This is a genomic window from Caballeronia ptereochthonis, assembly GCF_001545075.1.
In the GTDB taxonomy this organism is placed as follows: Bacteria; Pseudomonadota; Gammaproteobacteria; order Burkholderiales; family Burkholderiaceae; genus Caballeronia; species Caballeronia ptereochthonis.
Genome location: NZ_FCOB02000001.1, coordinates 311,053 through 334,733, shown reverse-complemented (window position 1 = coordinate 334,733; position 23,681 = coordinate 311,053). Strand labels below are relative to the sequence as shown.

The 23,681-nt window shown below is 62.8% G+C and carries 18 protein-coding genes; 16 read left to right on the top strand and 2 right to left on the bottom strand.

From position 1 onward, the window contains the following. Positions 1–341 precede the first annotated feature (341 nt). From carA to AWB83_RS01500, 4 genes are all read left to right on the top strand, one after another. Positions 342–1,484 (top strand): glutamine-hydrolyzing carbamoyl-phosphate synthase small subunit, encoded by a 1,143-nt coding sequence (carA, locus tag AWB83_RS01515; RefSeq protein ID WP_087042571.1) that lies wholly within the window; start codon positions 342–344, stop codon positions 1,482–1,484. 42 nt (positions 1,485–1,526) lie between these two features. Continuing rightward, on the top strand, positions 1,527–4,781 hold the full coding sequence (gene carB / locus AWB83_RS01510) for a carbamoyl-phosphate synthase large subunit (RefSeq protein ID WP_087042477.1): 3,255 nt from the start codon (positions 1,527–1,529) through the stop codon (positions 4,779–4,781). Positions 4,782–4,894: 113 nt separating this feature from the next. After that, entirely contained in the window at positions 4,895–5,371 is a 477-nt protein-coding gene (gene greA, locus AWB83_RS01505) for a transcription elongation factor GreA (protein ID WP_087042476.1), read from the top strand. Next, positions 5,371–5,886 carry a DUF4149 domain-containing protein gene (locus AWB83_RS01500; RefSeq protein ID WP_087042475.1) on the top strand — a complete coding sequence of 172 codons (516 nt, stop codon included), beginning with the start codon at positions 5,371–5,373 and terminating at the stop codon, positions 5,884–5,886. The genes greA and AWB83_RS01500 overlap by 1 nt, the downstream gene beginning before the upstream one ends. Before the next feature lie 57 nt (positions 5,887–5,943). Here AWB83_RS01500 and AWB83_RS01495 read toward each other — a convergent pair whose 3' ends face one another. Then, on the bottom strand, positions 5,944–6,489 hold the full coding sequence (locus AWB83_RS01495; protein ID WP_087042474.1) for a YhbY family RNA-binding protein: 546 nt from the start codon (positions 6,487–6,489) through the stop codon (positions 5,944–5,946). 295 nt (positions 6,490–6,784) lie between these two features. On the opposite strand from AWB83_RS01495, the gene AWB83_RS01490 reads away from it, so the two are divergent. The 11 genes from AWB83_RS01490 to phoR all read left to right on the top strand — a co-directional run bounded on the left by AWB83_RS01490 (position 6,785) and on the right by phoR (position 19,073). Further along, entirely contained in the window at positions 6,785–7,447 is a 663-nt protein-coding gene (locus AWB83_RS01490; RefSeq protein ID WP_087042473.1) for an RlmE family RNA methyltransferase, read from the top strand. Between the two features lie 186 nt (positions 7,448–7,633). Then, positions 7,634–9,520 carry an ATP-dependent zinc metalloprotease FtsH gene (gene ftsH, locus AWB83_RS01485; RefSeq protein WP_087042472.1) on the top strand — a complete coding sequence of 629 codons (1,887 nt, stop codon included), beginning with the start codon at positions 7,634–7,636 and terminating at the stop codon, positions 9,518–9,520. Positions 9,521–9,774: 254 nt separating this feature from the next. Next, a complete protein-coding gene (gene folP, locus AWB83_RS01480; RefSeq protein WP_087042471.1) occupies positions 9,775–10,602 on the top strand; it encodes a dihydropteroate synthase in 828 nt (275 codons plus the stop codon). Between the two features lie 116 nt (positions 10,603–10,718). After that, a complete protein-coding gene (gene glmM, locus AWB83_RS01475) occupies positions 10,719–12,080 on the top strand; it encodes a phosphoglucosamine mutase (RefSeq protein ID WP_087042470.1) in 1,362 nt (453 codons plus the stop codon). A 207-nt stretch (positions 12,081–12,287) separates the two neighbouring features. After that, positions 12,288–13,319: a phosphate ABC transporter substrate-binding protein PstS gene (gene pstS, locus AWB83_RS01470; RefSeq protein ID WP_087042469.1), complete on the top strand. Its 1,032-nt coding sequence runs from the start codon at positions 12,288–12,290 to the stop codon at positions 13,317–13,319. 121 nt (positions 13,320–13,440) lie between these two features. Further along, positions 13,441–14,424, top strand: coding sequence for a phosphate ABC transporter permease PstC (pstC, locus tag AWB83_RS01465; protein ID WP_087042468.1), 984 nt, complete (start codon positions 13,441–13,443; stop codon positions 14,422–14,424). Continuing rightward, positions 14,421–15,308 (top strand): phosphate ABC transporter permease PstA, encoded by an 888-nt coding sequence (pstA, locus tag AWB83_RS01460; protein ID WP_087042467.1) that lies wholly within the window; start codon positions 14,421–14,423, stop codon positions 15,306–15,308. Before pstC ends, pstA begins: the two co-directional genes overlap by 4 nt. A 15-nt stretch (positions 15,309–15,323) precedes the next feature. Continuing rightward, positions 15,324–16,199, top strand: a complete 876-nt coding sequence (pstB, locus tag AWB83_RS01455; protein WP_087042466.1) for a phosphate ABC transporter ATP-binding protein PstB — start codon at positions 15,324–15,326, stop codon at positions 16,197–16,199. Positions 16,200–16,238: 39 nt separating this feature from the next. Continuing rightward, positions 16,239–16,943: a phosphate signaling complex protein PhoU gene (gene phoU, locus AWB83_RS01450; protein WP_087042465.1), complete on the top strand. Its 705-nt coding sequence runs from the start codon at positions 16,239–16,241 to the stop codon at positions 16,941–16,943. A gap of 51 nt (positions 16,944–16,994) precedes the next feature. Then, entirely contained in the window at positions 16,995–17,696 is a 702-nt protein-coding gene (gene phoB / locus AWB83_RS01445; protein ID WP_087042464.1) for a phosphate regulon transcriptional regulator PhoB, read from the top strand. Between the two features lie 63 nt (positions 17,697–17,759). Next, positions 17,760–19,073 carry a phosphate regulon sensor histidine kinase PhoR gene (gene phoR / locus AWB83_RS01440; protein ID WP_087042463.1) on the top strand — a complete coding sequence of 438 codons (1,314 nt, stop codon included), beginning with the start codon at positions 17,760–17,762 and terminating at the stop codon, positions 19,071–19,073. Positions 19,074–19,810: 737 nt separating this feature from the next. On the opposite strand, the gene ppk1 is transcribed toward phoR, so the two are convergent. Next, a complete protein-coding gene (ppk1, locus tag AWB83_RS01430) occupies positions 19,811–21,874 on the bottom strand; it encodes a polyphosphate kinase 1 (RefSeq protein ID WP_087042461.1) in 2,064 nt (687 codons plus the stop codon). Positions 21,875–22,113: 239 nt separating this feature from the next. Here ppk1 and ppx point away from each other — a divergent pair, with 239 nt between their 5' ends. Continuing rightward, positions 22,114–23,625, top strand: a complete 1,512-nt coding sequence (gene ppx / locus AWB83_RS01425) for an exopolyphosphatase (protein ID WP_087042460.1) — start codon at positions 22,114–22,116, stop codon at positions 23,623–23,625. The last annotated feature ends 56 nt before the right edge of the window (positions 23,626–23,681 follow it).

Here is a 23,681-nt window from a genome sequence, read left to right as displayed (position 1 = left end):
GCGGCCTGCAAGCCGGCTGCAAGCGGAAGTTTCCCAAATCTGGCGAATACGTCGGTTTCAAGCTATAATTCGAAGGTTTGAGCATATCAACCCGCACCCTAGCGCCTACCTCCCATTCACCGTCGTTCGCTGCGCCAGTCAGCGCGCGCCGCACGCCGCCAATCGCCCGTTTCGATACCCCGTTTGCCCTGCGCAAGCGAGCCGGTCCGAATCGCGATGCGCGCCTCGCGAGCCGCCGCAGTCACTGCGCGAAGGAAACCCGCGTTCTTCGAGCGACGGGCGGCCAAGCCTGAATTTCGGACAGACAGGTCGGTAACAGGGTGTCTCCCAAGGAGTTTCCCGTGTTGCCGTCATTTTCCCCCGCACTTCTCGCACTTGCCGACGGCACGGTCTTTCGTGGTCAATCGATCGGCGCGCCTGGTTCGACGATCGGTGAAGTGGTGTTCAACACTGCCATCACCGGCTATCAGGAAATCCTGACGGATCCGAGCTACGCCCGCCAGATCGTCACGCTGACCTATCCGCATATCGGCAATGTCGGCGTCAATGCCGAAGACGTCGAAGCCACCAAAGTCCATGCCGCCGGTCTCATCATCCGCGACCTGCCGGTCCTCGCATCCAACTTCCGTTCCGAGCAGACGCTCTCCGATTATCTGAAGGCGCAGGGCGTCGTCGCGATCGCAGGCATCGACACGCGCAAGCTCACCCGCATCCTGCGCGACAAGGGCGCGCAGAACGGCTGCATTCTCGCCGGCAGCGACGACGAATCGAAGGCGCTCGGTCTCGCGCGCTCGTTTCCCGGTCTCGCGGGCATGGACCTCGCGAAGGTCGTGTCGACCGAAAAGACCTATGAGTGGTCGCAGACCGAATGGCGTCTCGGCAGCGGCTACGGCAAGCAGGAAGCGCCGAAGTTCCGCGTCGTCGCGTTCGATTACGGCGTGAAGTACAACATCCTGCGCATGCTCGCCGAGCGCGGCTGCCATGTCACCGTGCTGCCCGCGCAAGCGACCGCCGCCGACGCGTTCGCGCTCCATCCGGACGGCATCTTCCTGTCGAACGGCCCCGGCGATCCGGAACCGTGCGATTACGCGATCGAGGCGACGCGCGAATTCATCGAGCGCGGCATTCCGACGTTCGGCATCTGCCTCGGCCATCAGATCATGGGCCTCGCCGTCGGCGCCAAGACCATGAAGATGAAGACCGGCCACCACGGCGCGAACCATCCGGTGAAGGACATGGACGACGGCCGCGTGGTGATCACGTCGCAAAACCACGGCTTCGCGGTCGACGCTTCGACGCTGCCCGCCAACGCGAAGGTCACGCACGTCTCGCTCTTCGACGGCACGCTGCAAGGCTTCGCGCTTACGGACAAGCCGGCGTTCTGCTTCCAGGGCCACCCCGAGGCATCGCCCGGCCCGCACGACATCGCGTATCTGTTCGACCGCTTCATCAAGCTGATGGAGACGGCGAAGGTCGCCGCTTGAAAGCAAAGAACAGAACACAGCACATATACATCGAGAGCAGTTATGCCGAAGCGCACAGACATCAAGAGCATCCTCATCATCGGCGCGGGCCCGATCATCATCGGCCAGGCGTGCGAGTTCGACTATTCGGGCGCGCAAGCATGCAAGGCGCTGCGTGAGGAAGGCTACAAGGTCATCCTCGTCAACAGCAATCCGGCGACGATCATGACCGACCCGAACACGGCGGACGTCACCTACATCGAGCCGATCTCGTGGGAAGTGGTCGAGCGCATCATCGCGAAGGAGCGCCCGGACGCGATCCTGCCGACCATGGGTGGACAGACCGCGCTCAACTGCGCGCTGGATCTCTTCCATCACGGCGTGCTGGAGAAGTACGGCGTCGAACTGATCGGCGCGTCGCCGGAAGCGATCGACAAGGCGGAAGACCGCCAGAAGTTCAAGGACGCGATGACGAAGATCGGCCTCGGCTCGGCCAAGTCGGGCATCGCGCATTCGATGGAAGAAGCGCTCGCCGTGCAGGCCCAAATCGCCGCGGCGACCGGCAGCGGCGGTTATCCGACCGTCATTCGCCCGTCGTTCACGCTGGGCGGCTCGGGCGGCGGCATCGCGTACAACAAGGAAGAGTTCGAGGAAATCTGCCGTCGCGGCCTGGATCTTTCGCCCACGCGCGAACTGCTGATCGAGGAATCGCTGCTCGGCTGGAAAGAGTACGAGATGGAAGTCGTCCGCGATAAAAAGGACAACTGCATCATCGTCTGCTCGATCGAGAACCTCGACCCGATGGGCGTGCACACCGGCGACTCCATCACCGTCGCGCCCGCGCAGACGCTGACCGACAAGGAGTATCAGGTTCTGCGTAACGCGTCGCTCGCGGTGCTGCGCGAGATCGGCGTCGATACGGGCGGCTCGAACGTGCAGTTCGCGATCAATCCGCGCGATGGCCGCATGGTCGTGATCGAGATGAACCCGCGCGTGTCGCGCTCATCCGCATTGGCGTCGAAGGCGACGGGCTTCCCGATCGCGAAGGTCGCGGCGAAGCTGGCATGCGGCTACACGCTCGACGAACTGAAGAACGAAATCACCGGCGGCCAGACGCCGGCATCGTTCGAACCGACGATCGACTACGTCGTGACGAAGGTGCCGCGCTTCGCGTTCGAGAAATTCCGCGAAGCCGATTCGCGCCTGACGACGCAGATGAAGTCCGTCGGCGAAGTCATGGCGATGGGCCGCACCTTCCAGGAATCGTTCCAGAAGGCGCTGCGCGGTCTGGAAGTGGGCGTCGACGGTCTCGACGAAAAGACCACGAGCCGCGACGAAGTCATCCGCGAGATCGGCGAGCCCGGCCCGGACCGCATCTGGTATCTCGGCGATGCGTTCCGTCTCGGCCTCACGATGGAAGAGATTTTCGAAGAGACCTCGATCGATCCGTGGTTCCTCGCGCAGATCGAGCAGATCGTGCTGAAGGAAAAGGCGCTCGAAGGCCGCACGCTGCAAAGCCTCACGAAGGACGAGCTGCTGTATCTGAAGAAGAGCGGCTTCTCGGATCGCCGTCTCGCGAAGCTCACGGGCTCCACGCAAGCCGATGTGCGCAAGCGTCGCCACGAACTGAAGGTTCGCCCCGTGTACAAGCGCGTCGATACGTGCGCCGCCGAATTCGCGACGAAGACCGCCTACATGTACTCGACCTACGAGGAAGAGTGCGAAGCGAATCCGACCGACAAAAAGAAGATCATGGTGCTGGGCGGCGGCCCGAACCGAATCGGGCAGGGCATCGAGTTCGATTATTGCTGCGTGCACGCCGCGCTCGCGATGCGCGAGGACGGCTATGAAACCATCATGGTCAACTGCAACCCCGAAACGGTTTCCACCGACTACGACACGTCCGATCGTCTGTACTTCGAATCGCTGACGCTGGAAGACGTGCTCGAGATCGTCGATCTGGAAAAGCCCGTCGGCGTGATCGTGCAGTACGGCGGCCAGACGCCGCTCAAGCTCGCGCTGGACCTCGAGGCGAACGGCGTGCCGATCATCGGCACGTCGCCGGACATGATCGATGCCGCGGAAGACCGCGAGCGCTTCCAGAAGCTGCTGAAGGATCTCGACCTGCGCCAGCCGCCGAACCGCACCGCGCGTACCGAAGACGAAGCGCTCGCGCTGGCTGAGGAAATCGGCTATCCGCTGGTCGTGCGTCCGTCGTACGTGCTGGGCGGCCGCGCGATGGAAATCGTCCACGAGCCGCGCGACCTCGAGCGCTACATGCGCGAGGCCGTGAAGGTGTCGAACGATTCGCCGGTGCTGCTCGACCGCTTCCTGAACGACGCGATCGAGTGCGATGTCGACTGCATCTCCGATGGTGACGACGTGTTCATCGGCGGCGTGATGGAGCACATCGAACAGGCGGGCGTGCACTCGGGCGATTCGGCCTGCTCGCTGCCTCCGTATTCGCTGTCGAAGGAAACCGTCGACGAGCTGAAGCGGCAAACTGCCGCGATGGCGAAGGCTTTGAACGTCGTCGGCCTGATGAACGTGCAGTTCGCGATCCAGCAGGTTCCGCAGGACGACGGCTCGAAGAAGGACGTCATCTACGTGCTGGAAGTGAATCCGCGCGCATCGCGCACGGTGCCGTACGTGTCGAAGGCGACGGGCCTGCCGCTCGCGAAGATCGCCGCCCGCGCGATGGTCGGTCAGAAGCTTGGAGCACAAGGCGTCACGAAGGAAGTGATTCCGCCGTACTTCAGCGTGAAGGAAGCGGTGTTCCCGTTCGTCAAGTTCCCGGCGGTCGATCCGGTCCTCGGGCCCGAAATGCGCTCGACCGGCGAAGTGATGGGCGTGGGCCGCACCTTCGGCGAGGCGCTCTTCAAGTCGCAACTGGCGGCGGGCTCGCGCCTGCCGGAATCGGGCACGGTACTGCTGACCGTGATGGACGCCGACAAGCCGAAGGCCGTCGAAGTGGCGACCATGCTGCACGAGCTCGGGTATCCGATCGTCGCGACGAAGGGCACGGCGGCGGCCATCGCGGCGGCGGGCGTGCCGGTGAAGGTCGTCAACAAGGTGAAGGACGGCCGTCCGCATATCGTCGACATGATCAAGAACGGCGAGATCGCACTCGTCTTTACGACGGTTGACGAAACGCGCGCGGCGATCGCCGATTCGCGTTCCATCCGCATGAGCGCGCAGGCCAACAGGGTCACGTACTACACGACCATGTCGGGTGCGCGCGCGGCGGTCGAAGGCCTGCGTTATCTGCGCGATTTGGAAGTCTATGATTTACAAGGCTTGCATGCTCGCCTAAACTAAGGCTTCGATTACTGGTCCAAGCATCACGAGCCGCGGTTAAGCGGCGTCTCCTTCGGGAGATGCGCTTAACCGCGGTAATTTTTTTAAGGCTGTTTTTGTTTTTTGGGTTGTCTATGAGCACGATTCCCTTGACGAAGCGCGGCGCGGAGTTGCTGCGCGACGAATTGCAACGCCTGAAGGCTGTCGAGCGTCCGGCGGTCATCAACGCGATCGCGGAAGCGCGCGCGCAGGGCGATCTGTCGGAAAACGCGGAATACGATGCCGCAAAGGAAAAGCAGGGTTTCATCGAGGGCCGCATCGCCGAGCTCGAATCGAAGCTGGCTGCCGCCCAGGTGATCGACCCGACGCAAGTCGAAGCGGAAGGCCGCGTGGTGTTCGGCGCGACCGTGGAACTGGAGGATCTCGAGTCGGGCGGCATGGTGACGTATCAGATCGTCGGCGATGACGAAGCCGACATCGATCACGGCCTCATTTCGGTCAGCTCGCCGATCGCGCGCGCGCTGATTTCGAAGTCGGAAGGCGACGTGGCGTCCGTGCAGGCTCCGGGCGGCGCGCGCGAATACGAAATCATCGCGGTTCGCTACGTCTGATGGCGCACCGGTTTTTTCGCCTCGTTTCCATGGTGTGGGTCGGCAGCCTGCTGACCCTCGGTCTCATCGCGGCGCCGGTGCTGTTCTCGATGCTCGATCGCACGTCGGCCGGCTCGGTCGCGGCGCAGCTCTTCAGAATCGAGGCGATCATCGGCGTGGTGAGCGCACTCATTCTGATCCTCATCGGCAATCGCTTCGTGAAAAGCGGCGTCGCGGATTACAAGCGCGTGCGGTGGATTGTCGCGGTGATGCTCTTGTGTGTGCTGATCGGCTACTTTGGCCTGCAGCCGTTCATGAATTCGCTGCGCATGGCCGCGCAGGAAGCCGGCATGGATCTGGCGAACTCGCCTTATGCGAAGCAGTTCGGCATGCTGCACGGCGTGTCGAGCGCGATCTATCTGATCGAATGCCTGTTCGGGCTCGCGCTCGTCTGGCGTTTGCCGGGCACGGGGCCTGTCGCCATCGTGCCGAAGAACAAGTCGGCCAAGATGGCGGCCAAGCGCGCGCGCAGCTAGTCTCGCTTTCCGTCGCGGCGGCGCGCGCGCTTCTCTCGAAGCACACGCGCCGTTCCATCATTTCGCGTCCTGATGCTGGCGCTTCGCGCTGGTTTGCCGCTTCTTTGCACGCTTGACGTTGCCGCCGGCCGTGACGCGCTCGTTGCCGAGCACTTTCAGCGTCTGCTTTTTCGGTTTTCTGACGACCGGCGCGTCGCGCGTGATCTTCACCGCCTTGACGATGCGCGGGGCGCGTCCCTTGGTCGAACGCTCCGGGCGCTCGGCGGCTTCGCCCGCGCTCGGCGGCATCGTGCTGCGCGTGCGCGTGGCGCGGCTCTTCGGCGCGGCGCCTTCGGGCCTCCAGATCACGAGCAGCTTGCCGATATGCTGAACAGGCGCGGCGTTCAGGCGATCGCAGATTTCGTCGTAGATTTCCACGCGCGCCTCGCGGTCGTCGCCGAACACGCGGATCTTGATGAGCTGGTGCGCCTCGAGGTGCACGCCGATCTCCTTGAGCACGGCATCGGTCAGACCCTCCGCGCCGACGAGCACGACGGGCTTGAGCGCATGGGCCTGGGAGCGCAGGTCGGCGCGCTCGGCGGGGGAGAGTTTAAGAGCTGGCATGAGAAATTAGGGACTCGACTAAAATGTGGGCGGCGTGAGGTACGGCATGGCAAGCGGCGCGAGCGCGCCGCACGTTGCATCGATTCGAGGCTGCCGGAAATCCGGCGCATGGATCGCGCCGCCACCCGCCATAAAACAAAATGGGCCGGATGCCGAGTTTCGGCGCGCGCGCGCCCGAGGACCGGTCCGGCCGACAAGACGCGTATTATCCGCTAAAAGCATCGCGCAATGGAGCAAAATGCGCACCGGGCGCGCAGCGCGCTTTCGTCGCTGGCGCCACATGATCTCAGTTTCAATGGCAAAGAACCGTTTCAATCAGTCGTGGTTGCACGACCACATCAACGATCCCTACGTCAAGATGGCGCAGCGCGAGGGCTATCGCGCGCGCGCCGCATACAAGCTGAAGGAGATCGACGATCAGGACAAGCTCATCAAGCCGGGGATGGTGATCGTCGATCTCGGTTCGACGCCCGGCAGCTGGAGCCAGTACGCGCGCAACAAGCTCGCGCAGAGCGCGAAGCGGGACGCGCAGCGCGAAGGCGGCATCGACGGCACGATCATCGCGTTGGATATTCTGCCGATGGAGCCGATTGCGGACGTCGAGTTCATTCAGGGCGATTTCCGCGAGGAAGAAGTGCTCGCGAAACTGGATGAAATCGTGGGCGAGCGGCAAGTGGACCTTGTAATCTCGGACATGGCCCCCAACCTCTCAGGCGTAGCGAGCGCGGATGCGGCTCGCATCGAGCATCTCTGCGATCTGGCGCTGGAGTTCGCCCAGAACCATCTGAAACCGGACGGTGCGCTGTTGGTCAAATGTTTTCATGGCAGCGGCTATAGTCAGATCGTCGAGAAGTTCAAGCACCAGTTCAAAGTGGTGGCGCCGCGCAAGCCCAAGGCGTCTCGCGACAAATCGTCGGAGACATTTATCCTCGGACGGCGGCTCAAGCATCCGAGTTGATCGGCCCGCTTAAACAATGTCGGCGAAAATCGGCGATATTTTCGCGGATTATGCCGAAAATGCCCCGTCTGCCGCTATTTGTACGGTAGATAAACCTTATGGCGGGGGTTAGCGGTCTGGATTAGAATGCTTTAGTGGCGTCGCAAGGATTATGTAGGCGCCCGTCTATGAGTGAGGAGTGGTGCTTTGAACAACAATATGTTCTCTAAAGCGGCAGTGTGGCTCGTGATCGCACTGGTGCTGTTTACGGTGTTCAAGCAGTTCGATAAGCCCCGCGTCCAGGAAGGTGTGTCGTATTCGCAGTTCATGGACGACGCTAAGAACGGCAAAGTCAAGAACGTCACCGTTCAGGGCCGAAATCTAACGGTCACTCCGGCAGATGGCCAGAAATACCAGATCGTGTCGCCCGGCGACATCTGGATGGTCGGCGATCTGATGAAATACGGCGTTCAGGTCAGCGGCAAGGCTGACGATGAACCGAACGCGCTCGTCTCCGCGCTGTACTACCTCGGACCGACGATCCTGATCATCGGCTTCTGGTTCTACATGATGAGGCAGATGCAGGGGGGCGGCAAAGGCGGGGCGTTTTCGTTCGGGAAGTCGCGAGCGCGGCTGATCGACGAGAACAACAACGCAATCAATTTCACTGACGTCGCAGGCTGCGACGAAGCCAAGGAAGAAGTGTCCGAGCTGGTGGATTTCCTGCGCGATCCGCAGAAGTTCCAGAAGCTGGGCGGCCGCATTCCGCGCGGCGTGTTGCTGGTCGGTCCTCCCGGTACCGGGAAGACGCTGCTGGCGCGCGCCATCGCGGGCGAAGCGAAGGTGCCGTTCTTCAGCATCTCGGGTTCGGACTTCGTGGAAATGTTCGTCGGCGTGGGCGCGGCCCGCGTGCGCGATATGTTCGAGCAGGCGAAGAAGCATGCGCCGTGTATCGTGTTCATCGACGAAATCGACGCGGTCGGCCGTCATCGCGGCGCCGGCATGGGCGGCGGCAACGACGAGCGCGAGCAGACGCTGAACCAGATGCTCGTCGAGATGGACGGCTTCGAGGCGAATTCGGGCGTCATCGTGATCGCGGCGACCAACCGTTCGGATGTGCTGGACAAGGCGCTGCTGCGTCCGGGCCGTTTTGACCGTCAGGTGTATGTCGGTCTGCCGGATATCCGCGGTCGCGAGCACATCATGAAGGTGCACCTGCGCAAGGTGCCGATCGCGAACGACGTGGACGCATCGGTCATCGCGCGAGGCACGCCGGGCTTCTCGGGCGCCGATCTCGCGAACCTCGTGAACGAAGCCGCGCTGTTTGCGGCGCGCCGCGGCAAGCGCATCGTCGAGATGCAGGATTTCGAAGACGCGAAGGACAAGATCTTCATGGGTCCGGAGCGCAAGTCGGCTGTCATGCGCGAGGAAGAGCGCCGCAACACGGCGTATCACGAATCGGGTCACGCGGTGGTGGCGAAGCTGCTTCCGCACGCCGATCCGGTTCACAAGGTCACGATCATGCCGCGCGGCTGGGCGCTGGGCGTCACCTGGCAGTTGCCGGAGCATGACCGCGTGAACCTGTACCGCGACAAGATGCTGGAAGAGATCGCGATCCTGTTCGGCGGCCGCGCAGCGGAAGAGGTGTTCCTGAATTCGATGTCGACGGGCGCTTCCAACGACTTCGAACGCGCAACCAAGATGGCGCGCGACATGGTGACGCGCTACGGCATGTCGGATGTGCTCGGCACCATGGTCTATGTCGATACCGAACCGGACGGCATGTTCGGCAAGCTCGGCTCGAAGACGGTGTCCGAAGCCACGCAGCAGAAGGTCGATGCGGAAATCCGCCGCATCCTGGACGAGCAATACGCGCTCGCCCGCAAGCTGCTGGAAGACAACCGCGACAAGGTCGAGGCGATGACCAAGGCGCTGCTCGAGTGGGAAACCATCGACGCCGACCAGATCAGCGACATCATGGCGGATCGTCCGCCGCGTCCGCCGAAGAACATGCCGCCTCCGTCCGGCGACACGCCGCCGGGTGGCAGCAGCGGCACCGAGGTCAAGCCTGGCAGCGCGCCGGCGACGGCCTGAGTTTCTCCCATCCGTTCATGGGCCGGTGTGCTTTGCACGCCGGCCCATTTTCAATTCCAGGGTTTCGTCTTAATCAGGTGCTGAACGCGGCGCCCGGATAGTGCTCCGTTCGCTTCGAATCCAATCGGTCCCGGACGTTCGTCTGCCGTTTACGAGAGCGTCGACCCTGTTTTCGTCATTTGCCTCGCTCGACTCGCTTGATCACATCACCCCGACCTCTGCCTTCAGCTGCGCCGCTTCAGTGCGGCCGCTTCATGCTGACTTTCGAACGCCCGCTCGTCATGGGCATCCTCAACGTCACGCCGGATTCGTTTTCTGACGGCGGCCGCTTCCTTTCCCGCGATGCCGCACTCGCTCGCGCCAGGAAAATGCTCGCCGACGGTGCCGACATGATCGACATCGGCGGCGAATCGACACGCCCCGGCGCGCCGCCCGTTCCGCTCGATGAAGAGCTCGAGCGCGTCGTGCCGATCGTCGAGGCCTTGCGCGACGTCCAGGTGCCGCTTTCCGTGGATACCTACAAGCCCGCCGTGATGCGCGCCGCGCTCGACGCGGGCGCGGACATGATCAACGACATCTGGGGCTTGCGTCAGGAAGGCGCGCTCGATGCCGTCAAGGACAGCAATTGCGGCCTCTGCGTGATGCACATGCTGGGCGAGCCGCGCACGATGCAGCTCCATGAGCCGTTCTACGAGGATGTCGTCGCGGAGGTGCGCGCGTTCTTCGAGGAGCGCATCGCCGCGCTCGAGCAGGCCGGAGTGTCGGCCGCGCGCGTCAGTCTCGATCCGGGCTACGGCTTCGGAAAGACAGTGGAGCATAATTACGCGCTGCTCGCGCACCTGCGCTCGATACGGCCCGCCGGCACGAACTATCCGATGCTTGCCGGCATGTCGCGCAAATCGATGCTGGGCGCCGTGACCGGACGCGGCGCCGGCGAGCGCCTCGCGGCGAGCATCGCCGCGGCGGTTTGCGCGGCGGAGCGGGGCGCGGCGATCATCCGCGTGCACGATGTCGCCGAAACCGTCGATGCACTGAAGGTCTGGCTGGCCACAAAGAATGCTGCCCTCGATGGGTACCATTGACAATTGGCTCTGATCGGCAAGGATTACGGCGCAGGCGCGCGCGCCGGTACAAACGTCAACTAAATATCGCGGATTCATAACAGGCGCCATACGTCCGCGAGGAGGGTCAAGCAACAATGGCACGTCAATATTTTGGAACCGACGGCGTTCGGGGGCGTGTAGGCGTCGCGCCGATCACGCCGGACTTCGTACTCAAGCTGGGCTATGCCGCGGGCAAGGTGCTCGCGGGCGCCGACCGTGCGCAGCAGAAAAAGGGCAATCGCCCGACGGTGCTGATCGGCAAGGACACGCGCGTGTCCGGCTACATGCTCGAAGCCGCGCTCGAATCGGGTTTTTCGGCGGCAGGCGTCGACGTGATGCTGGCCGGCCCGATGCCGACGCCGGGCGTCGCCTATCTGACGCGCGCGCTGCGGCTGTCGGCGGGCGTGGTGATCAGCGCGTCGCACAATCCGTATAACGACAACGGCATCAAGTTCTTCTCGGCCGACGGCAACAAGCTCCCCGACGAAGTCGAACTGGAAATCGAACGGCAGCTCGAGCAGCCGATGGAATGCGCGCCGTCCGAGCGTCTGGGCAAGGCGCGCCGTCTCGACGACGCGGGCGGCCGTTACATCGAGTTCTGCAAGAGCACATTTCCCGCGAGCTTCGACCTGCGCGGGCTGAAGCTCGTCGTCGATTGCGCGCACGGCGCCGCCTATGACGTCGCGCCGCACGTCTTTCATGAACTGGGCGCCGAGGTGGTGTCGATCGGCGTGTCGCCGAACGGCTTCAACATCAACGACGGCGTCGGCGCGACCGCACCCGATGCGCTCGTGCGCGCCGTGCTGGAGCACAAGGCGGATCTCGGCATCGCGCTCGACGGCGACGCGGATCGCGTGCAGATCGTCGATTCGACCGGCCGCCTCTATAACGGCGACGAGCTGCTCTACGTGCTCGTCAAGGACCGCATCGCGACCGACGGCAAGGTGGAGGGCGCAGTCGGCACGCTGATGACCAACATGGCCGTCGAAGTGGCGCTGAAGGAAGCGGGCGTGCAGTTCGTGCGCGCGGCCGTCGGCGACCGCTACGTGCTCGAGAAGCTGCGCGAGAACGGCTGGCAGCTGGGCGCGGAAGGCTCGGGGCACATTCTGTCGCTGGACCGTCATTCGACCGGCGACGGCATCGTGTCGGCGCTACTGGTGCTGGCGGCGATCCAGCGCAGCGGCAAGACGCTCGCCGAATTGCTCGATGGCGTGAGTCTCTTCCCGCAGAAACTGATCAACGTGCGCATGAACGCGGGCGCCGACTGGAAGAGCAGCGACGCGATTCGCCGCGCGGTCGAGCAAGCCGAGCGTTCCCTCCAATCGCACGGCCGGGTCTTGATTCGCGCCTCGGGAACCGAACCGGTGCTGCGGGTGATGGTGGAAGCGTCGGCGCAGCAGGACGCGGTTCGTCACGCGGAAACGATTGCGCAGGTCGTGAAAGAGGCGACTTCGTAGGCGTTTACTGAAACTAGGCACAATTCGCTAAAAGCGGGCAACAGCCCGCTTTTTTATTTTCGTCAACCGCTTGACAAGCCGCGTGTGATCAAACTTTCGGCGCGTAAGCAGAATGACATGCTGGCTTCACGATTAGTCATATTACTGTCACAGACTCCTCCTATATTTCGCGGTGTCGTCTCACACGCTCACAACCCTGGAGGTCTCATGAAATTGATGCAAACCGCGCTGGCCGGCGTAATTGGCGCACTGTTCGCCATCTCCGTGCAAGCAGCCGATATCACCGGCGCGGGTAGTACCTTCGCAGCTCCGATCTACACCAAGTGGGCGGATGCCTATCAGAAAAACGGCGGCGGCAAGGTCAACTACCAAGGCATCGGATCGTCGGGCGGTATCAAGCAGATCATCGCGAAGACGGTTGATTTCGCGGGCTCGGACGCTCCGCTGAAAGACGACGAACTCGCGAAGGACGGCCTGTTCCAGTTCCCGACGGTGGTCGGCGGCGTGGTGCCGGTGATCAACGTGCCGGGCGTGAAGGCCGGTGAGGTGACGCTGTCGGGCCAAGTGCTCGGCGACATCTACCTCGGCAAGATCAAGAAGTGGAATGACCCGGCGATCGTCGCGCTGAATCCGAAGGTCAAGCTGCCGGACACGGATATCGCCGTGGTTCGCCGCGCCGACGGTTCGGGCACCAGCTTCATCTGGACGAACTACCTGTCGAAGGTGAACCCGGAGTGGAAGTCGAAGGTCGGCGAAGGCTCGACCGTGAACTGGCCGACCGGCACGGGCGGCAAGGGCAACGATGGCGTCGCGGCATTCGTGCAGCGTCTGCCGGGCGCGATCGGCTACGTCGAGTGGGCCTATGCGAAGCAGAACAAGATGACCTATGTCGGCATGAAGAACTCGGCCGGCACGGTCGTCGAGCCGAAGACCGACACGTTCAAGGCGGCGGCTGCCGGCGCGGACTGGTCGAAGTCGTTCTACCAGATCCTGACGAACGAGCCGGGCCAGAACGCATGGCCGATCGTCGGCGCGACCTTCGTGCTGCTGCACGCCACGCAGGACAAGGCGGCGCAAGGCGCGGAAACGCTGAAGTTCTTCGACTGGGCGTTCAAGAACGGCAACCAGGCGGCGAACGATCTCGACTACATCTCGCTGCCGGATTCGGTCGTCGCGGAAATCCGCACGCAATGGAAGGCGAAGGTCAAGGACGCGTCGGGCAAGTCGGTTGCAGAGTAAGACGAGTAGCTTGAAACTGTCCTAAGCTGCTGAAAGCGCGGACAGTCAGCAGCGCAAAAAACCGCGCGGCAGGCCGAAAGGCTTGCCGCGCGGTCTGACACGTAGCGAAACCAAGGCTCCCATGTCGGACATCAACTTAGCGTCGGCACCACCAGCGGCGCATACGCAGCGCGCGCCGAGCCGTATCGGCGACATCATTTTCGGTGGTGTCACCCGGCTTGCGGCCGTCGTGACGCTGCTTCTGCTTGGCGGCATCATCGTTTCGCTGCTCGTCGCGTCGATGCCGACCATCCAGAAATTCGGTCTTTCGTTCCTCTGGCGCGCCGAGTGGGATCCGCCCAGCGAGGCCTTCGGCGCCCTCGTGCCGATCTACGGCACGATTGCGACGTCGATCATCGCGCTCATCATCGCGGTGCCGGTGAGCTTCGGCATTGCGCTCTTCCTGACCGAGCTGTCGCCCGCGTGGCTGCGCCGTCCGCTCGGCGTCGCCATCGAGTTGCTCGCGGCGATTCCGTCGATCGTCTACGGCATGTGGGGTCTGCTCGTGTTCGCGCCGATCTTCGCGACGTACTTCGAGAAGCCGCTCGGCCACCTGCTCGGCGATGTGCCCGTCATCGGCATGTTCTTCCAGGGCCCGCCGATCGGTATCGGCATTCTGTGCGCGGGCGTGATTCTCGCGATCATGATCATCCCGTACATCGCGTCCGTCATGCGCGACGTGTTCGAAGTCACGCCGGTACTGCTGAAGGAATCCGCGTACGGCATCGGCTGCACGACCTGGGAAGTGATGTGGAAGATCGTGCTGCCGTACACGCGCGCCGGGGTGATCGGCGGCGTGATGCTCGGCCTCGGCCGCGCGCTCGGCGAGACGATGGCGGTGACCTTCGTGATCGGTAACACGAACCTGCTCGACAACGTGTCGCTCTTCTCGCCCGGCAACAGCATCACCTCGGCGCTCGCCAACGAGTTCGCGGAAGCGAGCGCGGGCCTGCATACGTCGGCATTGATGGAGCTCGGTCTGATTCTCTTCGTGATCACGTTCTTCGTGCTCGCGCTCTCGAAACTGATGCTGCTGCGCATGGAACGCGGGGAGGGCAGGAAATGAGCCGTCCCGCCACGTTCAGTCAGGATCCGGCGCGCGTGCAGGCCACGCGCCTGAAGCTGCAGCGCCGCCGTCGCGGCACCAACGCGGTCGCGCTGACGCTCTCGCTCGCCGCGATGGCCTTCGGCCTCGTGTGGCTCGTCTGGATTCTCTACACGACGCTCAAGCTCGGCATCGGCGGCCTGTCGGTCGATCTGTTCACGCAGTCGACGCCGCCGCCGAACACGGATGGCGGCGGTCTCGCCAACGCGATCGTCGGCAGCCTGCTGCTGGTCGTGCTCGCGACCTGCGTGGGCACGCCGCTCGGCATTCTCGCCGGCGTCTACCTCGCGGAGTACGGCCAGAAGCGCTGGCTCGCGAACGTCACCCGCTTCATCAACGACATTCTGCTGTCGGCGCCTTCGATCGTCGTCGGCCTGTTCGTGTATGCGCTCGTCGTCGCGAAGATGGGCCGTTTCTCGGGCTGGGCCGGTGTGATCGCGCTGGGCCTGCTGCAGATTCCGATCGTGATCCGCACGACGGAGAACATGCTGAAGCTCGTGCCCAACGCCTTGCGCGAAGCCGCGTTCGCACTCGGCACGCCGAAGTGGAAGATGGTGATGTCGATCACGCTGAAGGCGTCGGTGGGCGGCATCGTGACGGGCGTGCTGCTGGCCGTCGCGCGTATCGCCGGCGAAACTGCGCCGCTGCTGTTCACGGCGCTGTCCAATCAATTTTTCTCGTGGGACATGAATCAGCCGGTGGCCAACCTGCCGGTGACGATCTACAAGTTCGCGATGAGTCCGTTCCCGCAGTGGCAATCGCTCGCGTGGGCCGGTGTGTTCCTGATTACGCTCGGCGTGCTGGGTCTGAATATCCTGGCGCGCGCGATCTTCTCGAAGAAATAAGGGCGGAGTGATTCCATGAATATGGTCGAAAGTGGTGTCAACCACCTGAATGCGAAGACTGAAGCGGCGCCCATCGAGCGCGGCCCGCTGCCGGGCAGCGTGCGCCCGACGCATGGCTCGCAGCCGGCGGATTCGATCAGGCCGAAGATCGAGGTGAAGAACCTCAACTTCTTCTACAACAAGTATCACGCGCTGAAGAACATCAACCTGCGCATTCCCGAGAAGAAGGTCACGGCCTTCATCGGGCCTTCGGGTTGCGGCAAATCCACGCTTCTGCGCACCTTCAACAAGATGTACGCGCTTTATCCCGAGCAACGCGCCGAAGGCGAGATCCTGATGGACGGCGCGAACCTGCTCGACACGACACGCGATATTTCGCTGCTGCGCGCGCGCGTGGGCATGGTGTTCCAGAAGCCGACGCCGTTTCCGATGTCGATCTACGACAACATCGCGTTCGGCGTGAAGATGTTCGAGCAGCTCTCGCGCTCGGAGATGGACGACCGCGTCGAGTGGGCGCTGACGAAAGCCGCGCTCTGGACCGAAGTGAAGGACAAGCTGCAGCAGAGCGGCTACGGCCTGTCGGGCGGCCAGCAGCAGCGTCTGTGCATCGCGCGCGGCATCGCGATCCGCCCGGAAGTGCTCCTGCTCGACGAACCTTGCTCGGCGCTCGACCCGATCTCGACGGGCCGGATCGAAGAGCTGATCGCCGAACTGAAAAGCGATTACACGGTCGTGATCGTCACGCACAACATGCAGCAGGCGGCGCGTTGTTCGGACTACACTGCCTATATGTACCTGGGTGAATTGATCGAGTTCGGCGATACCGAAAAGATCTTCATCAAGCCGGGCCGCAAGGAAACGGAAGACTACATCACGGGCCGCTTCGGCTGATCTTCAGCCAGGTGAAACAGAAAGGCTTAAGGAGCATATATGTCCGATAAACATCTTTCGAGCCAGTTCGACGCAGACCTCAATGCGGTGTCGTCGAAAGTGCTGGAAATGGGCGGTCTCGTCGAATCGCAGATCATTGCGGCGATGCAGGCGCTGAACGAGTTCGACATCGGCATCGCGGATCAGGTGATCGCGGCCGAAGTGCGCCTGAACACGATGGAAGTCGAGATCGACGAGGAGTGCAGCAACATCATCGCGCGCCGTCAGCCGGCCGCGCGCGACCTGCGCCTGCTCATGGCGATCTCGAAGACCATCACGAACCTCGAGCGCGCCGGCGACGAGGCCGAGAAGATCGCCAAGCGCGTGAAGCGCATCAACGAAGACGGCGCGGGCCGCAACGTGAATATCGCCGAAATCAAGCTGTCGGGCGAGATGGCGGTGTCGATCCTGCGCCGCGCGCTCGACGCGTTCGCGCGTCTCGACACGGTGGCCGCCGCGCAGATCGTGCGCGACGACAAGGCGATCGACGACGAATTCCGCGCCTTCGTGCGCAAGCTCGTGACGTACATGATGGAAGATCCGCGCACGATCTCGGCGGGCCTCGACTATCTGTTCATCGCGAAGGCGGTGGAGCGCATCGGCGATCACGCGAAGAACATCGCCGAGTTCATCATCTATATCGTCAAGGGCACGGACGTGCGGCATGTCTCGCGCGACCAGCTCGAGCGCGAGGCGCTGAACTGATTACTGCTCGCGCAAAACGTTTCACTCAAAGCAAAAGGTCAAGAGGTGCCGATGCCCAGCAGTATCCTCGTCGTCGAAGACGAACCCGCGATCTCCGAACTGATCTCGGTGAATCTCCAACATGCGGGACATTGCCCCATTCGTGCGTATAACGCGGAACAGGCGCAAAACCTGATCAGCGACGTGCTGCCCGATCTCGTGCTGCTCGACTGGATGCTGCCGGGCAAGTCGGGTATCGCGTTCGCGCGCGAGCTGCGCAACAACGAGCGCACCAAGCACATTCCGATCATCATGCTCACGGCTCGCGGCGACGAGCAGGACAAGGTGCTCGGTCTCGAGATCGGCGCGGACGACTACGTCACCAAGCCCTTCTCGCCGAAGGAGCTGATGGCGCGCATCAAGGCGGTCCTGCGCCGGCGCGCGCCGCAGCTGACGGAAGACGTGGTCGCGATCAACGGCCTGCGCCTCGATCCGGCGACGCATCGTGTCGCGGCGAATCACTCGGGCAACGACATCAAGCTCGATCTCGGCCCGACTGAATTCCGGCTGCTGCATTTCTTCATGACGCATCCGGAGCGTGTGCACAGCCGCACGCAATTGCTGGATCAGGTGTGGGGCGATCACGTGTTCGTCGAGGAACGCACGGTCGACGTGCATATCAAGCGTCTGCGTGCCGCCCTCAAGCCCGCGGGCTGCGATGCTATGATCGAGACGGTGCGCGGCAGCGGGTACCGGCTTGCGAAGAGTGCCTGAGCCCGGGCCTGACGAACTTCGTTCGACACTGCCGTATCAACGTCACTCAGATTCACCGACAACATGAACATCATCTGGACGCGTGCCATCGTGTCCCTCGCGCTGCTCGCCGCGCTCTGCGTCGCGATCGGCGCATTCGCCGGGGTGCGCGTCGCGCTCGCCTTCGCGGTGCTCATGCTCGTCGTGCAGGGCTTCTTTGTCACGTATCACATGCAGCGGCTGTGGCGTCTGCTCGAGGCGCCGGTCTACGGCGAGGTGCCGAGCGCGCTCGGCGTCTGGGGTGAAATCTATTACCGCCTGCACAAGCTCGCGAAGCGCTGGCATGCGCAAGTGCGCCAGGTCGAGCAGCAGCATGCGCGTTTCATTCAGGCCATCCAGGCATCGCCCAATGGCGTCGCGATGCTCGACGATCACGATCAGATCGAGTGGTGCAACGCGATTGCCGAGGAGCATTTCGGTCTCGATGCGAAGCGTGATCTGCGCCAGCACATCACGCATCTCGTGCGTCAGCCGGATTTCATCCGTTATCTGAACTCGCACTATTACGAAGAGATGCTCGTGATGCGCGGCATGGGCGTGCACCGCAAATACACGGTCTCGGTGCAGGTGTTTCCGTATGGCGACAACCGCAAGCTCATCCTCACGCAGGACATTACCGAACTCGAGCGCACGGATTCGATGCGGCGCGACTTCGTCGCCAACGTCTCGCACGAACTGAAGACGCCGCTCACGGTGCTTTCCGGATTTCTCGAAACGATGCGCGAGCTGCCGCTCGACGAAGCCGACCGCATGCGATATCTGGACATGATGGAGCAGCAGGCGTCGCGGATGCAGAACATCGTGCGCGATCTGCTGGTGCTTGCCAATCTGGAAGGCGACATGCGTCCGCCAGGCGACGAGTTGCTCGACATGCGTGCGGTGATGCGCCATCTGGAGGACGATGCGAACAACTTGTCGAGCGGGCGGCATCGCATTGCGTTTCACAGCGACGATGCGCTGACCATCGCGGGTGCGGAGACGGAAGTGATGAGCGCGCTCGGGAATCTCGTCACGAACGCGGTGCGTTATACGCCGGACGGCGGTGCGATCGATGTGTCGTGGCAGCGCGTGAAGGATCGCGCGGTGTTCACGGTGCGCGACAGCGGGCTCGGCATTCCGGCCGAGCATATTCCTCGGCTGACCGAGCGTTTCTATCGCGTGGATCGCAGCCGTTCGCGGGATACCGGTGGCACCGGTCTGGGTCTTGCCATCGTCAAGCATGTGTTGCAACGGCACAATGCGGAACTCGACGTGAAGAGTGAAGTGGGGCGGGGGAGTACGTTCATCGTGCGGTTTCCCGCTGCGCGGACGGCGATGAGGAAGTCGTTGGCAGCATAGAGGGGTTTTGCTTCGGTTGCCGTGCGTCTTGGCTTTCTCTTTTTCTTTCTCTTTCGCTTTGCTTGTTCTTTCGTGGAATCCTGAGTTCTTAGTGGTCTATTAGCGTTGCCCCTGTGCGGGGCGGCAGTCACTTTCTTTGCTGCTGCAAAGAAAGCAACCAAAGAAAGCAGCTTTGGGCCCAGGCAGACTCGTCGTCATGGTTCGGAGTGGCCCAGCCCCTAAGTGTCGCCCTCATAGGACTGACCCGGCTTGGCTCGCACACGATCTGACGAGCTAGTCATCCAAGGGTGCTGGTTCAGCCCCAAAGCGTTCCGGCACAGCGCTACGCGCTGCCGTAGGGTAGGCAAGGGAAACCAACCTTTAGCGAATGCGGTGAGATGGAGGCGTTAGCCAAGAAGCACGCGCACACCCGATGGACCCATCGGCCGCGCAGCGGGCTGGAGCTTGCTGGTGCTGAACCAGTCAGTCATGCAATACGATGGGGCAGACCGTGCGCGAGCCACGGCGCGTGAGTCCTTTGAGGGCGACACTTAGGGGCTGGGCCACGCCGAACCATGACGACGCGCCCGTCTCAAGCACTCCGGGCCAAAGCTGCTTTCTTTGGTTACTTTCTTTGCAGCAGCAAAGAAAGTGACTGCCGCCCCGCACAGGGGCAGTGCTAATAGACCACTAAGAATTCAGGATTCCACGAAAGCGAAAGCGAAAGCGAAAGCCCAAGCGCAAGCCAAAAAAAACCATCAAGAACAGAACTTGGCAAGCAACCCCAACTGCGCATTGCGAATAGCCTTACCAGGCCGCCGCTTCCGATAATGCCCATCACTCTGCATGACCCACGCCGACTGATTGTCGCCGAGGCAAACGGACAATCCTTCAGCAATCACGCGCCGCTTCAACCGCCGATCCCGAATCGGAAAGGCGACTTCCACGCGCCGGAAGAAATTGCGGTCCATCCAGTCCGCACTGGACAGAAACACATCTTCCCTGCCATTCGCATAGAAATAAAAGATCCGATGATGCTCGAGAAAGCGCCCGACGATCGACCGAACCGTGATGTTCTCCGACAAATCCTCCACGCCGGGCTTGAGCGAACACACGCCCCGCACGATCAGATCGATCTTCACGCCCGCATGCGACGCCTCATAAAGCGCGGCGATCACCGTGGGCTCGAGCAACGCATTCATCTTCGCGACGATGCGCGCACGCCGGCCCGCGCGCGCGTGCTCGGCTTCCGCACGGATCGCATCGATGAGCTTCGCGTGCAGCGTGAACGGCGATTGCCAGAGCTGATGCAGCGGAATCTCCCCGCCGATGCCCGTCAGCTGCTGGAACACGTGATGCACGTCCTCGCACATTTCCTGATCGGACGTCATCAGGCCGAAGTCGGTGTAGAGACGCGCCGTGCGCGGATGGTAGTTGCCCGTGCCCAGATGCGCATAACGCTTCAGCACCAGCTTGCCGCCCTGCGACACGCGCCGCACGATCAGCATCATCTTCGCGTGGCACTTGTGGCCGACCACGCCATACACCACGTGCGCGCCCACGGCTTCGAGCTGCGACGCCCAGTTGATGTTCGTTTCCTCGTCGAAGCGCGCGAGCAGCTCCACCACGACCGTCACTTCCTTGCCGTTGCGCGCGGCCTGCATGAGCGCGTCCATCAGCGGCGAATCGGTGCCGGTGCGATAAATGGTCTGCTTGATCGCGACGACCTGCGGATCCTTGGCCGCCTGAAGCAATAGCTCCAGCACCGGCTGAAAACTCTCGTACGGATGATGCAGCAGGACGTCGCCCTGATCGATCGCATCGAACAGGTTCGACGCATTGGCGATCGCCTTCGGCACCGACGGAATGTGCGGCACGAACTTGAGGTCCGGCCGGTCGACCATCTCGGGCAACTGCATGAGTCGCACGAGATTCACCGGGCCGTTCACGCGATACAGATCGCGCTCGCTCAACTGGCTTTCGTCGAGCAGGCGCTGCACGAGATGGGGCGGCGTCTCCGCCGACACTTCGAGACGCACCGCATTGCCGAGATGCCGCGCCGGCAATTCGCCCTGCAGCGCGACGCGCAGATTGGTGATTTCGTCCTCGTCGACGAAGAGCTCGCTGTTGCGCGTGATGCGAAACTGATTGCAGCTGCGCACGACGAGATGCGGAAACAGATCGTTCACGAAGTGCTGCATGAACGAGCTCAGCAGCACGAAGCCGTGCGGATAGCCAGACAGCGACTCGGGCATGCGCACGAGTCGCGGCAGCGCGCGCGGCGCCTGCACGATGCCCATCATCGCCTGACGGCCGAAGGCATCGGTGCCCTCCAGCTCGACCACGAAGTTCAGGCTCTTGTTCAATACGCGCGGAAACGGATGCGCGGGATCGAGCCCGATCGGCGTGAGCACCGGCAGAAGCTCGCTGCGAAAGTACTCGCGCGCCCATGCGGTCTGCTGCTCGGTCCAGTCTTCCGCACCGTGAAAGTAGATGCCTTCCATTTCGAGCGCGGGCAGCACGATGTCGTGCAGCATTGTGTATTGCTGGCGCACGAGGCGCTGGGCGCGCTCGGAAACGAGATCGTAGACGTGCTGCAGGGACATGCCGTCCGGCGAGAGCGAGCCGGGGTTGTCGCGCATCTGCTCTTGCAGACCCGCCATACGGACTTCGAAAAATTCGTCGAGATTGCTGCTGGTGATGCAGATGAAACGCAGGCGTTCCAACAGGGGAACCGTCGTGTCGGCGGCTTGCGCCAGGACGCGCTCATTGAAACCCAGTATGCCCAGTTCGCGGTTGAATAACGGATAGCGGATGGACATCGGCGGTAGGGAGGGTGTCTCTATCAGATGGGCAAGGGAACGCTCGGATGCTCTCACAGTATGATGTGTTTTTTATGACAGAACGATTGTCACAAATTCTACTCACAATGCGAATAGCGTCGCTAGCGCGGGCGCGGTACCGAACGGGCGCGCGCCGCGGGGGCATAGAATAGAATTCGTGCGCTGCAACAGCGCCGCTGTGACAGTGCTTTCTCCACTTCACGATTTCTGGATATCCGATGGTCACACATCCCCATCTACTTGCCGCGGTCGACCTCGGATCGAACAGTTTCCGCCTGATCGTGGGCCGGGTCGAGGAAACGCCCGCGGGCAGCCAGATCTATCAGGTCGATGCCTTGCGCGAACCCGTCAGGCTCGGCGGAGGCCTTTCGAAAGACAAAATGCTCGACCGCGCATCGCAGGTGCGCGGCTGGGACGCACTGAAGCGCTTCGGCGAACGCCTGCGCGATTTTCATCCCGACCAGGTGCGGGCCGTCGCCACCAACACGCTGCGCGTCGCCAAGAACGCGCACGACTTCCTCGTCGAGGCGGAAGAGGCGCTCGGTTTTCCGATCGAAGTCATCGCCGGGCGCGAGGAAGCGCGCCTCATCTACGCCGGCGCCGCGCATTCGGTGCCGGCGAGCGCCGGCAAGCGGCTCGTGGTCGATATCGGCGGAGGTTCGACGGAGTTCATCATCGGCTCGCATTACACGCCGATCCACATGGAGAGCCTTTATATCGGCTGCGTGAGCCATAGCCGCCAGTTCTTTCCCGCAGGCAACGTCGACGAATACACGATGCGCCAGGCCGAGCTCGCCGCCAAGCGCGAAATCCAGATCATCTCGAGCGAATACAAGCAGACGGGCTGGGATCAGGCGATCGGCTCGTCGGGCACGGCGCGCGCCCTGGCCGAACTGATCGAAGCAAACGGCTTCAACGACGAGGGCGTGACGCACGGCATCTCGCGCGGCGGCCTCGAGCGCCTCAAGCGCGCGCTCATCAAGGCGGAAAACGTGAACCGTCTCAAGCTCATCGCGCTCAAGCCGGACCGCGTGCCGGTGCTGGCGGGCGGCCTGTCGATCATGCTCGGGGTGTTCGAGGAGCTGGGCATCGAATATGCCGACACGACCGACGCCGCCCTGCGTCTGGGCGTCCTCTACGATCTGCTCGGACGCTCGCAGCATCAGGACATGCGCACGGTGACGGTAGAAGGCTTCAAGCGCCGCTATGGCGTCGATGCCGCGCAGGCCGACCGCATCGGCGAGCTGGCGATCAGCTTCTACGATCAGCTGGGCGAGCCCGACGAGGACGTGCGTGAAGAGAACCGCATGTTCCTCGCGTGGGCGGCGTCGCTGCACGAGATCGGTTTGTCGATCGCGCATAGCGCCTATCACAAGCATTCCGCGTATATCGCCAGCAACGCCGACATGCCCGGCTTCTCGCGCACCGATCAGGCGCGGCTCGCCGCGCTCGTGCTGGGACACGCGGGCAAGCTCGGCAAGCTCGCGCAGGCGCGCGACATCGACTGGACGTTGCTCTTCTGCCTGCGCCTCGCGGCATTGCTGTCGCGCCGTCGCGCCGATGTCGGTCTGCCGGGCATCGAGGTGAGGGCGGCGGGCGGCGGCTTCGAAGTGCGCCTGCCGAACGACTGGGTGACGAACAATCCGCTCACCGACTACAGCCTGATTCAGGAAGCAATGGAATGGGAGAAGATCGGCCGGCCGTATCGCGTGGTGTACACGGACGATTGAGCCGTGATGTGCGAAGGCCCCGCGCATGAAGCGACGGGGCCATTTTCATTTGACTG